Genomic DNA, 11,587 nt, shown 5'->3' on the forward strand with positions numbered 1-11,587 from the left:
GGGCGAGGAGGATCGGAGACCTTCCTCACCAGGGGTTTTCAGCCGAAGATGTTGTACTGCTGCCAGCCGGTACCGATCTTGACGCGTGTGGCGAAGATCTCCGACGATGCCTTGCCGGTGCCCGGGTAGAGGTAGAGCGTGCCACCGGGCGTACGGGCCAGGTAGTCGGCCTTGCCGTCGCCGGTGACGTCACCGGCCGCGTCGAAGGCGTTGTAGCCGGTCCACGTACGGACCTTCAGCTTGGCGGCGAAGACGGCGGTGCCGGACGTGCCCGTTCCCCTGTAGAGGAACATCTCCGAGGTGCTGGACTTGCGCGCGATCAGGTCGGCCTTGCCGTCGCCGGTGAAGTCACCGTTGCCGCGCAGCGAGCTGAACTGGCTCCAGCCCGTGCCGACCTTCACGCGGGCCGAGAAGGTGCCGTCGCCCCTGCCCGGGTAGATCCACAGCGCACCGTCGGAGTCCACGGACAGCAGGTCGGGCAGGGCGTCGCCGGTGACGTCGCCGGGGACGACGATCTGCTTCCTGGAGCTCCAGCCGGAGGCGATCTTCGTGTCGGCCCACCGCTCGGTGGACGGCACGTAGTGCGACCACCAGACGTCGCCGGCCTTGGTCCGGATGATCATGTCCTCGTAGTCGTCCCTGTTCAGGTCCGTCTGGAGGATCACATTGGCGTCGCTGTAGTCGCCGGCCGGGACGCGCGTCGCGAACGAGGTGCCCTTGGACTCGTAGGAGTAGAGCGTGCCGTCGGACGCGCTGCGGCGGGCCAGGACGTCGGACCGGTGGTCACCGGTGATGTTGGCGTCGTCGACGCGCGGGACGACGGAGCCGGCGTACGTGCTGACCTTGGCGTAGACGCTGTACGCGCCCTTCTCCACGCAGTTCTCGATGCCCCACGAGACCACGCCGACGATCCTGCCGCCGACGACCAGGGGGCCGCCCGAGTCGCCGTTGCAGGCCGTGACCGTACCGGTGTCCCGGCCGCTGGCGGGCTTGCCCGCGCAGACCATGTGGCCCTTGACGAACTCGCCGCCGAGCTCCCAATTGGCGCACGTGGTGTCGGAGTTGATGGGCAGGCTCGCCTTGCGCAGCGTCGGCGAGATGTCGTTGCTGGTGGACGAGGTGCGGCCCCAGCCGTAGACCGTGGCGGTGGTCCCCGGCTTGTACGACGTGGTGTCGTCCGACTTCGTGATGTTGATCGGCCTGACCTTGACCGGGGTGGCCAGGGTCAGCACCGCGATGTCGTTGTCGAGCGTGTAATCGCTGTACTTCGGGTGGTTCCACTGGCGCCAGACACCGGTGACGGCGCCGCCGTGGTCCGCGTCGGTCGCCAGCTTCTCGGTGCCGGTGACGACGACGCCCTTGCCCTTCCAGTCGGCGCCCTTGACGCAGTGCGCCGCCGTGAGGATCTTCGTCGGCGCGATGACGGCGCCGCCGCAGAAGAACGAGTTCTCGCCGTCCTCGTAGAAGAGCTGCGCCATCCACGGGGCCGACGCGATGGTGGTCGTCGTACCACCGATGACCTTCGGGTCGATCGCCCCGCCCGAGGAGAACCTCGCCGCCTCGGAGGGCTGCTCGGCCGTCTTGGCCGCGGCCGCGAGGCGCGCTTCCAGCTCCGCCTGGGAGGGCGAGCTGACGGCCGGCCTGATCGTGGGCGTGGGCGGCGGCACAGCGGCGTTGGCCGGGGCCGTCAGCATCACACCGGCGACGGCGGCCGCGATCGCGGTGGCCGCGGCCGGCACGGTTATGCGCATCCGGCGGCGGTGCTTCCCGCCCTGCTTGCCAGAGATCACTCGGGACTCCTGATTCAGATGTCGATGAGGACGCCCCAAATGGATCCCCCCACCTGCGGCCGGATGATCGTACGGCCGACTCCCGTACACCTGTAGCCACTTGTGGCCAGCTGGTGAACACAACTTGGCAACATCTGTGCACGGAAACCCCGGTGGAGAGACGCGCGGCCGGGCACAGCGAAGCCGCCCCGCCACTTTCGTGACGGGGCGGCCGGTGCGGCGCTGCGGCGGTCAGTCGCCGCCGTTGCCCGAAGGGGTCGTCTTCGCGATCTGCATCAGGAACTCGGCGTTCGACTTGGTCTGCTTCATCTTGTCCAGCAGGAGCTCGATCGCCTGCTGCGAGTCGAGTGCGTGCAGCACCCGGCGCAGCTTCCAGACGATGGCGAGCTCTTCCGCGTTGAGGAGGATCTCCTCCTTGCGGGTGCCGGACGGGTCGACGTCCACAGCCGGGAAGATGCGCTTGTCGGCGAGCTTCCGGTCGAGCTTGAGCTCCATGTTGCCGGTGCCCTTGAACTCCTCGAAGATCACCTCGTCCATGCGCGAGCCGGTCTCGACCAGCGCGGTGGCCAGGATGGTCAGCGAACCGCCGTCCTCGATGTTGCGCGCCGCGCCGAAGAAGCGCTTCGGCGGGTAGAGCGCGGTCGAGTCGACACCACCGGACAGGATGCGTCCGGAGGCGGGGGCCGCGAGGTTGTACGCACGGCCCAGACGGGTGATCGAGTCCAGCAGGACGACCACGTCGTGACCCAGCTCGACGAGACGCTTCGCGCGCTCGATGGCCAGCTCGGCGACGGTGGTGTGGTCCTCGGCCGGGCGGTCGAAGGTCGAGGAGATGACCTCGCCCTTCACCGACCGCTGCATGTCGGTGACCTCTTCGGGACGCTCGTCGACGAGGACGACCATCAGGTGGCACTCGGGGTTGTTGACCGTGATCGCGTTGGCGATCGCCTGCATGATCATGGTCTTGCCGGTCTTCGGCGGGGCCACGATCAGGCCGCGCTGTCCCTTGCCGATCGGCGCGACGAGGTCGATGATCCGGGTCGTCAGGACGCCCGGGTCGGTCTCCAGGCGCAGACGGTCCTGCGGGTACAGCGGGGTCAGCTTCTGGAACTCCGGGCGGCCGCGGCCGGATTCGGCCGCCATGCCGTTCGCCGAGTCGAGGCGGACGAGCGCGTTGAACTTCTCGCGGCGCTCGCCGTCCTTGGGCTGGCGGACGGCGCCGGTGACGTGGTCGCCCTTGCGCAGGCCGTTCTTGCGGACCTGGGCCAGGGACACGTACACGTCGTTCGGGCCCGGCAGGTAGCCGGAGGTCCGGATGAACGCGTAGTTGTCGAGGATGTCCAGGATGCCCGCGACGGGGATCAGGACGTCGTCGTCGGAGACCGGCGGCGCGTCGCTGCCGAACTCGTCGCGGCCACGACGGCCCCGGCGGTCGCGGTAGCGGCCACGGCGGCCGCGGCGGCCGCCCTCGAAGTCGTCGTCGTCCTGCGGGCCGCTGCTCTGGCCGCCGCCCTGACCGCCCTGGCGCTGCTGGCGCTGGCCGCCCTGGTCGTCGCCCTTGCCGCGGTCACGACGCTCGCCGCGCTCGCCGCGGTCCTGGCGGTCGCCGCGCTCCTGGCGGTCACCGCGGTCGCCACGGTCCTGGCGGTCACGCTGGTTGCCGCGCTCGCGACGGTCGCCACGCTGACCGCGCTCCTGGCGGTCCCCCCGGCGGCCCTCGGCGGTGTCGACGGCGGTCTCGGACTTGGCCTCGGCGGACTGCGTGTCCGTCCTGGCTTCCGTCCTGTCGGCCCTGACCTCGGCCTTCTCGGTCCTGGGCTCGGCCTTCACCTCGGTGGCGACAGCCGACTCGGGGCTGCCCGCCTGGGCGGTGGCGCGGCGCCGGCGGCGCTCGCCGACCGGCTGGTCGTCTCCCCCACGCTCGGCTTCGCTCGCGCGGACGGGGCTCCCAGCCGGCTGACCGGGGATCTCGATCTGCTGCTGGGCCACGACCTTCTCGGCGGCGGGCGCGGCGACCGTGGCCACAGCGGCCTCGTCTCCCGTACGCGCCTTGGAGGTGGCGCGGCGCTTCGGCTTGGTCTCGGCGGCGGAGCCGGCCTTCTCGGCGCTCTTGGCCGGGGACGAGCCCCCTGCCTGCGCTTCCTTGATGACCTCGATCAGCTGGCTCTTGCGCATACGCGCGGTGCCCCTGATCCCGAGGCCGGACGCGACCTGCTGCAGCTCGGCCAGGACCATGCCCTCGAGGCCGGTGCCGGAGCGGCGGCGCCGTACGGCACTACCAGTGGCAGCACCTGCGGCGGGCGCGGCGTTGTCGACATTCTTGTCGGCAGTCACGCCCATCAGATCGGTGGTGTCGCTCACGAAGGGTCCTTCCCTGGAGCGGACGTCGGCCTGTCTGGCTCGGCGACCGGTTGTGCTGTCCGACTGCGGTCTTGGTGAACCGTGCCGGGGCGGTGGTCCGCCGGATACGGCGGAAGAGATAAACGTGCTGGGGCCCGGCTCTGTGCATTGCCGGTTCCGGAGCGTGCTCGAAACTGCTCAGGCAGGCTGCTCAGGCAGTGGAGGAGGCTCCCGGAAGAATGGTGGTCCCGAACGGGGACACGATGCACCGCGCCACAAGGACGCCGGGTGCAGACTTGAGATTAACACTACCGGATCCAACAAATATTCCCCCTCTCGTTCACCGGCAATCGCGTGTCACTGGGAGCCGAGCGGCAGAACGCTCGCTCCCGTGGCGTCGAGAGCCAGCCGGTTGGCCGCCCACCCCTCGCCCGCCAGCCGTGCGACCTTGTCCGCCGCACTGTCCTCGGCCAACGCGAGCACCGTAGGGCCCGCGCCGGAGATGACCGCCGGGATGCCGTCCGCACGCAGTCGGCTGACCAGGGCCAGGCTCTCCGGCATCGCCGGGGCGCGGTAGTCCTGGTGGAGCCGGTCCTCGGTCGCCGCGAGCAGCAGCTCGGGACGCCTGGTCAGCGCCTCCACGAGGAGGGCTGCGCGGCCCGCGTTGACGGCCGCGTCCACATGGGGGACGGTGCGCGGCAACAGCCCCCGGGCGGTCTCGGTCAGCACCGGCTTTCCGGGGACGAAGACCACCGGAACGATGGAATCCGCAGGATCCATCCTGATCGCCCTGGCCGCTCCCCCGTCGGTCCAGGCGAGCGTGAAGCCGCCGAGCAGGCAGGCAGCGACGTTGTCGGGGTGGCCCTCGATCTCGGTCGCCAGCTCCAGCAGCGCGGCGTCGTCGAGCCGCGCGTCGCCGCCTATGGTCACCGCGCGCGCGGCGACGATGCCGGCGCAGATGGCGGCGGAGGAGGAGCCCAGCCCCCGGCCGTGCGGAATGCGGTTGGCACAGACGACCTCGAGGCCGCGCGGCTGTCCGCCGAGCAGGTCGAAGGCGGTACGGAGCGACCGTACGAGCAGATGGCTCTCGTCGCGGGGCAGCGTCTCTCCGCCCTCACCTGCGATGTCGACGTGCAGCCCGGAGTCGGCGACCCGGACGACGACATCGTCGTACAGCCCCAGCGACAGGCCCAGGGCGTCGAAGCCGGGACCGAGGTTTGCGCTGGTGGCGGGGACGCGCACCCTTACGGCGGCGGCGCGGAACGCGGGACCGGCCATCGCTCGACGACTCTCCTTGTGGGACTGCGAGATGGGGGAAGACTGCGACATTGTGAAGGATGTACGAACACCCGACGGCCATGACGGCAACAGCACCGCGGCATATGCGGCGGGGCGGGTGGGTACAGCCTATCGAAGGAAGGTTCTGTGACGACATAGGGCGCACAGGAGGCGCACGATGCGTGTCGCGGGCCGTCCTGTGCGCCTATGTCTGGCCTTACGGGGTTTTACCCCCGCCGGGCCGATGTACCCGCACGGCCTACACGAGGCCGAGGCGCTCCGCGGCGGTGGCGGCGTCCACGGGCACCGTGACCGGTTGCGGCGCTCCGGCCACCGCCCAGTCCGGGTCCTTGAGGCCGTTGCCGGTCACCGTGCATACGATCTTCTGTCCCGGGTCGACCTTGCCCTCGTCGACGGCCTTGAGCAGACCGGCGACGCTGGCCGCCGAGGCGGGCTCGACGAAGACGCCTTCCTGGGAGGCCAACAGACGGTAGGCGGACAGGATCTGGCGGTCCGTCACCTCGTCGATGAAGCCGCCCGACTCGTCGCGCGCCGCGAGGGCGTACTGCCAGGAGGCCGGGTTGCCGATGCGAATCGCGGTGGCGACGGTGTGCGGGTCCTTGACGACCTCGCCGCGCACGATGGGCGCGGACCCGGAGGCCTGGAAGCCCCACATGCGCGGGGTGTGCGAGGAGATGCCGTCGGCGGCGTACTCGCGGTAGCCCTTCCAGTACGCCGTGATGTTGCCGGCGTTGCCCACGGGAAGCACGTGAATGTCCGGGGCGTCACCGAGCGCGTCGACGATCTCGAAGGCGGCGGTCTTCTGGCCCTCGATGCGGACCGGGTTGACCGAATTGACCAGCGCCACCGGGTAGTTGTCCGACAGGCTGCGGGCCAGCGTCAGGCAGTCGTCGAAGTTTCCGTCGACCTGGAGGATCTTGGCGCCGTGCACGAGGGCCTGGCCCATCTTGCCGAGCGCGATCTTGCCCTGCGGCACGAGGACGGCGCAGACCATTCCGGCGCGTACGGCGTAGGCGGCGGCCGAGGCCGACGTGTTGCCGGTGGAGGCGCAGATGACGGCCTTCGCGCCCTCCTCCTTGGCGCGGGTGATCGCCATGGTCATGCCGCGGTCCTTGAAGGACCCGGTGGGGTTGGCGCCCTCGACCTTGAGGTGCACCTCGCAGCCCGTGCGCTCGGAGAGGACCTGCGCCGGTACGAGCGGCGTGCCACCCTCGCGGAGCGTGACGACCGGCGTCGTGGCCGTGACCGGCAGGCGGTCCCGGTACTCCTCGATGATGCCGCGCCACTGGTGGGTGCCGTTGGTGGTCATGGGTCCTTACTCCCCTTCAACACGCATGATGCTGGCGACACCGCGCACGGTGTCGAGCTTGCGCAGCGCCTCGACGGTCCCCGAAAGGGCGGCGTCGGGCGCGCGGTGGGTGACGACGACGAGGGACGCCTCGCCGCCTCCGTCCTGTCGGCTCTGCTGGCGCACCGTGTCGATGGACACGCCGTGCTCGGCGAAGACCGTCGCGACCTGGGCGAGAACACCCGGTTTGTCGGCCACATCGAGGCTGATGTGGTACCGCGTGACGACCTCCCCCATGGGGCTGACAGGAAGCTGGGTGTACGCGGACTCGCCCGGTCCGGTGGTCTCGGCGACCAGGTTCCGGCAGACGGCGACGAGGTCGCCGAGGACCGCGGAGGCGGTCGGGGCGCCACCGGCGCCCGGACCGTAGAACATCAGCTGCCCGGCCGCCTCGGCCTCGATGAAGACCGCGTTGTACGCCTCGCGGACCGAGGCCAGCGGGTGGGTGAGCGGGATCATCGCCGGGTGGACGCGCGCGGTGACGGACTTGCCGTCGGCGGCGCGCTCGCAGATGGCGAGGAGCTTGACGGTGCAGCCCATGCGCTTGGCGGAGGCGATGTCCGCGGCGGTGACCTCGGTCAGGCCCTCGCGGTGCACGTCGCCGATCCTGACCCGGGTGTGGAAGGCGATCCCGGCCAGGATGGCGGCCTTGGCGGCGGCGTCGAAGCCCTCGACGTCGGCGGTGGGGTCGGCTTCGGCGTACCCGAGGGCGGTGGCCTCGTCGAGCGCCTCGGAGTAACCGGCTCCGCTCGTGTCCATCTTGTCGAGGATGAAGTTCGTCGTCCCGTTGACGATGCCGAGGACGCGGTTGACCTTGTCACCGGCGAGGGACTCGCGCAGCGGCCGTACGAGCGGGATGGCGCCGGCGACGGCGGCCTCGTAGTACAGGTCCCGCCCGTGCTTCTCGGCGGCGGCGTGCAGGGCCGCGCCGTCCTCCGCGAGCAGTGCCTTGTTCGCGGAGACGACGGAGGCGCCGTGCTCGAAGGCGGTGGTGATGAGGGTGCGGGCCGGCTCGATGCCGCCGATGACCTCGATGATGACGTCGATGTCGCCCCGTTTGACCAGGGCGGTCGCGTCGGTGGTGACCAGTGCGGGGTCGATGCCCTCACGGACCTTGGAGGGGCGCCGCACCGCGACTCCGGCCAGCTCGACCGGGGCCCCGATGCGGGCGGCGAGGTCACCGGCGTGCGTCGTCATGATGCGCGCCACCTCTGAGCCGACCACACCACAGCCCAGCAGCGCCACCTTCAGTGGACGCGTACGCATCATCCGACCTACGCCTTTCATCAGTACAGCCTTCTCTTGCTCGAGTGTGAACCAGTCTCACTCACCGGACGGGAGTTTCTGCCCCCGGTCCAGATTGCGAGACATTTATTTCATCACCCGACGTCGAGACGCAGGAGATCTTCCTCGGTCTCGCGCCGGACGATCACGCGCGCGCCGTCCTCGTTGACGGCTACGACGGGCGGGCGCAGCACGTGGTTGTAGTTGCTCGCCATGGACCGGCAGTACGCGCCCGTGGCGGGCACGGCGATGAGGTCACCGGGCGCGAGGTCGGCAGGCAGGAAGGCGTCCCGTACGACGATGTCGCCGCTCTCGCAGTGCTTGCCGACGACGCGGGTGAGCATCGGCTCGGCGTCGGAGGTCCGCGACACGAGCGCCACGCTGTACTCCGCGTCGTAGAGCGCGGTGCGGATGTTGTCCGACATGCCGCCGTCGACGCTGACGTACGTACGGAGCCCTTCCAGCGGCTTGATGGTCCCGACCTCGTAGAGCGTGAAGGCGGTCGGCCCGACGATGGCGCGCCCCGGCTCGACGGAGATGCGGGGGGTGGCCAGCCCCGCGGACTCGCACTCGCGGGTGACGATCTCGGTGAGCGCCTTGGCGATCTCGTGCGGCTCGCGGGGGTCGTCCTCGGAGGTGTACGCGATGCCGAGGCCGCCGCCGAGGTCGATCTCGGGCAGCTCGACGCCGTGCTCGTCACGCACCTCCGCGAGGAGCTGCACGACGCGGCGCGCGGACACCTCGAAACCGGCCATGTCGAAGATCTGCGACCCGATGTGCGAGTGGATGCCGATGAGCTCCAGCCCGTCGAGGCGCAGGGCGCGGCGGACCGCTTCCGCGGCCTGCCCGTCCGCGAGCGCGATCCCGAACTTCTGGTCCTCGTGGGCGGTGGCGATGAACTCGTGCGTGTGGGCCTCGACGCCGACCGTCACGCGGATCTGGACGCGCTGGCGCTTGCCCTGGCTCTGGGCGATGTGCGCGACGCGGGCGATCTCCTGGAAGGAGTCGAGGACGATCCGCCCGACGCCGACGCGTACGGCCCTCTCGATCTCCTCGGTGGACTTGTTGTTGCCGTGGAAGGCGATGCGCTCGGCGGGCATGCCCGCGTCGAGGGCGGTGGTGAGCTCCCCGCCCGAGCAGACGTCCAGGTTGAGCCCCTCCTCCTGGAGCCAGCGGACGACGGCGCGGGAGAGGAACGCCTTGCCGGCGTAGAACACGTCGGCGTCCCGCCCGAAGGCGTCGGCCCAGGCCCGGCACCGGGCGCGGAAGTCGGTCTCGTCGAGGAAGTAGGCGGGCGTGCCGAACTCCTCGGCGAGGCGGCTCACCTCGATGCCGCCGACGGTGACGACACCGTCGGCGTTGCGGCGGACGGTACGCGCCCAGACCTTCTCGTCGAGGGCGTTGAGGTCCGTGGGCGGGGCGGAGTAGTGGCCCTCGGTGAGGACGTCGGCGTGGCGGGGCCCGGCGGGGTGTGCGGAACGGCTCATGGTCCTTCTGTCTCTCTCACAGATGTTCGGGTGCGCTGATGCCGAGCAAGGACAGGCCGCCGGCGAGCACCGTCCCGGTGGCCTCGGCGAGGGCCAGCCGGGAGCGGTGGGCGACCGAGGGTTTCTCGTCGCCGCGGGGCAGGACGGAGTGCGTGTCGTGGAAGCGGAAGAAGGCCTCCGCCACCATGTCCAGGTGCCGTGCGAGCCGGTCGGGCGCGCGGTGGCGGGCGGCGGCTTCGAGGGCGGCGGGGTAGTCGGCGAGGAGGCGGAGCAGCGCGGCGCCGCTCTCGGTTTCCGCTGTTTCCGCCGTTTCTGCTGCTCCCGCTGTTTCTGCTGCTCCCGCTGTTTCTGCTGTTCCCGCTGTTTCCGCTGCGTCCCCTTCTCCTCCCGCTTCTCCTCCCGCTCGGAAGCCGAGCGCGGTGGCGTTGCGGGTCAGGGCGCGGGTGCGGGCGTGGGCGTACCGCACCCGGAAGAGGGGGTTGGTCTCGCGCTGCACGAGGAGGTCTTCGGGGGCGGGGGCGGCCGTGGGCCAGATGAGGCTCCAGGCGGCGGCGTCACGCCCGAGCCGGGCGACGAGGGCTGCGCTCCCGTCTCCTTCGGTGCCTTCCGTTTCCGTTTCCGTTTCCGTTTCCGTTTCCGTTTCCGTTTCCGTTTCCGTTTCCGTACGCGCATCCGTCGCACTCGCGCTGCGGGTGACGGTGGCGCTGCGGGTGATGTCGGCGCTGCGGGTGACGCTCGCGCCCGTCGCATGGGCCAGCCGGGCCACGGCGTCGGCGCGGGGGCCGGACCCGACCCGGACGACTTCTCCGGCGAGCGCGGCCCCGTGCCCGTACGTACGGCCCCGCGTCAGGACCGTACGTACGACAGAGGTGTGGGCGCCGTGAGCGAGCGTGAAGTTCAGGAACCCGGGCCCGGTGACCTCGATCCCGGCGATGGAGGCGTCGGCGGCGAGGAGACCGCGGAGGATCTCGGCAACCTCGCGGGCGGGGCGGCCGGCGGGACCGGCGAGCTTGAGGGCGACGTTGGTGGCGTAATCCCCGCGTCCGCCGGGCCGCGGCCGCTCGACGACGGCCCGCTCCGGCACCGGCGCCCGCAGCACGTCCTCGTCGACGGCGCGACGCACGGCGCGCAGCACGGTACGGGAGAGCTCTGCGGGGGTCACGGGACAAGCGTATGGGAGGAGGGGGGGCGCTACGCGAACCGGTTTCGCCATCCGGTCACCGCCGGGCCGGGCACCGCATCGGCCACCCCGTCGGGCACCGCGCCGACCACCGCGTCAACCGACCGTACGCCGCGCCTGCCCGGCTTCGACTTCGGCTTCAGTTCCGGGTCCGGGTCCGGGTCCGGCTTCGGCTCCGGCTTCGTGCCGGTCGTCGGCGGACGGCGGAGTATCGCGGTACATCAGCTGCCGCACGACCCTGACCAGCTCGGCGGGCTCGAAGGGTTTGGAGAGGAAGGCGTCGATTCCGGCGGCGAGACCGCTCTCCACCTCGTACTGCGTACACGCACTGATGATCGCGACGGGCAGACGGCTGGTCCGCGGGTCCTCCCGGAGCCGGGCGGCCGTGCGCATGCCGTCGAGGCGGGGCATCACCACATCCAGCGTGACCACGTCGGGGCGGACCCGGTGGACGACGTCCAGACATTCGGCACCGTCGGCCGCGGTCACCACCTCGAAGCCCTCCAGCTCGAGGTTGACCCTGATCAGCTGCCGGATGACCTTGTTGTCGTCCACAACAAGCACGCGGCCGGACACGCCTGGCACAACTCGAGAGTAGGTTGCGCCGCGGCGCCGCGTCCGGCTTTTCCCCACTTCCACCCGCACGGGGAAACCGGGGGCGGGGCGGGCTGGCGAGGGCGGGGCGGGCTGGCGCGGGGAGCTGACGAGGACTCCGAAATACCTGTTCCCGGGCACCCGGCAGGAGCTGGTAGTGTTCAACCCGTCGCCGCTCACCGCGGCGATACGCCCCCGTAGCTCAGGGGATAGAGCAACGGCCTCCGGAGCCGTGTGCGCAGGTTCGAATCCTGCCGGGGGCACT

8 protein-coding genes and 1 tRNA gene are annotated in these 11,587 nt (G+C 70.8%); 1 reads left to right on the forward strand and 8 read right to left on the reverse strand.

Features of this window, described 5'->3' with window-relative positions:
* Positions 1 to 38: 38 nt before the first annotated feature.
* The 8 genes from ABD374_RS07990 to ABD374_RS08025 all read right to left on the reverse strand — a co-directional run bounded on the left by ABD374_RS07990 (position 39) and on the right by ABD374_RS08025 (position 11,367).
* Positions 39 to 1,751, reverse strand: a complete 1,713-nt coding sequence (locus tag ABD374_RS07990) for a trypsin-like serine protease (RefSeq protein WP_344492974.1) — start codon at positions 1,749 to 1,751, stop codon at positions 39 to 41.
* 270 nt (positions 1,752 to 2,021) lie between these two features.
* The gene (rho, locus tag ABD374_RS07995; protein WP_344492888.1) at positions 2,022 to 4,151 is read right to left on the reverse strand and encodes a transcription termination factor Rho; all 2,130 of its coding nucleotides are present in this window, start codon (positions 4,149 to 4,151) and stop codon (positions 2,022 to 2,024) included.
* 336 nt (positions 4,152 to 4,487) lie between these two features.
* Positions 4,488 to 5,408 carry a homoserine kinase gene (gene thrB, locus ABD374_RS08000; protein WP_344492890.1) on the reverse strand — a complete coding sequence of 307 codons (921 nt, stop codon included), beginning with the start codon at positions 5,406 to 5,408 and terminating at the stop codon, positions 4,488 to 4,490.
* A gap of 259 nt (positions 5,409 to 5,667) precedes the next feature.
* Positions 5,668 to 6,738 (reverse strand): threonine synthase, encoded by a 1,071-nt coding sequence (thrC, locus tag ABD374_RS08005; protein WP_344492892.1) that lies wholly within the window; start codon positions 6,736 to 6,738, stop codon positions 5,668 to 5,670.
* A 6-nt stretch (positions 6,739 to 6,744) separates the two neighbouring features.
* Positions 6,745 to 8,046 (reverse strand): homoserine dehydrogenase, encoded by a 1,302-nt coding sequence (locus ABD374_RS08010; protein ID WP_344492894.1) that lies wholly within the window; start codon positions 8,044 to 8,046, stop codon positions 6,745 to 6,747.
* 110 nt (positions 8,047 to 8,156) lie between these two features.
* Positions 8,157 to 9,548: a diaminopimelate decarboxylase gene (lysA, locus tag ABD374_RS08015; protein ID WP_344492896.1), complete on the reverse strand. Its 1,392-nt coding sequence runs from the start codon at positions 9,546 to 9,548 to the stop codon at positions 8,157 to 8,159.
* Between the two features lie 16 nt (positions 9,549 to 9,564).
* Positions 9,565 to 10,710, reverse strand: a complete 1,146-nt coding sequence (gene nrtL, locus ABD374_RS08020; protein ID WP_344492898.1) for an ArgS-related anticodon-binding protein NrtL — start codon at positions 10,708 to 10,710, stop codon at positions 9,565 to 9,567.
* 114 nt (positions 10,711 to 10,824) lie between these two features.
* Complete coding sequence (locus tag ABD374_RS08025) at positions 10,825 to 11,367, reverse strand: response regulator (RefSeq protein WP_344492976.1); 543 nt, start codon at positions 11,365 to 11,367, stop codon at positions 10,825 to 10,827.
* A gap of 146 nt (positions 11,368 to 11,513) precedes the next feature.
* On the opposite strand from ABD374_RS08025, the gene ABD374_RS08030 reads away from it, so the two are divergent.
* Positions 11,514 to 11,585: transfer RNA gene (locus tag ABD374_RS08030), tRNA-Arg, on the forward strand.
* Positions 11,586 to 11,587 lie beyond the last annotated feature (2 nt).

This window comes from Streptomyces enissocaesilis (assembly GCF_039533765.1).
Lineage (GTDB): Bacteria > Actinomycetota > Actinomycetes > Streptomycetales > Streptomycetaceae > Streptomyces > Streptomyces enissocaesilis.

Coding starts and splice junctions, on each gene's coding strand:
- ABD374_RS07990 (WP_344492974.1), bottom strand. CDS start 1,751: ATGCGCATAACCGTGCCGGCCGCGGCCACCGCGATCGCGGCCGCCGTC.
- thrB (WP_344492890.1), bottom strand. CDS start 5,408: ATGGCCGGTCCCGCGTTCCGCGCCGCCGCCGTAAGGGTGCGCGTCCCC.
- thrC (WP_344492892.1), bottom strand. CDS start 6,738: ATGACCACCAACGGCACCCACCAGTGGCGCGGCATCATCGAGGAGTAC.
- ABD374_RS08010 (WP_344492894.1), bottom strand. CDS start 8,046: ATGATGCGTACGCGTCCACTGAAGGTGGCGCTGCTGGGCTGTGGTGTG.
- lysA (WP_344492896.1), bottom strand. CDS start 9,548: ATGAGCCGTTCCGCACACCCCGCCGGGCCCCGCCACGCCGACGTCCTC.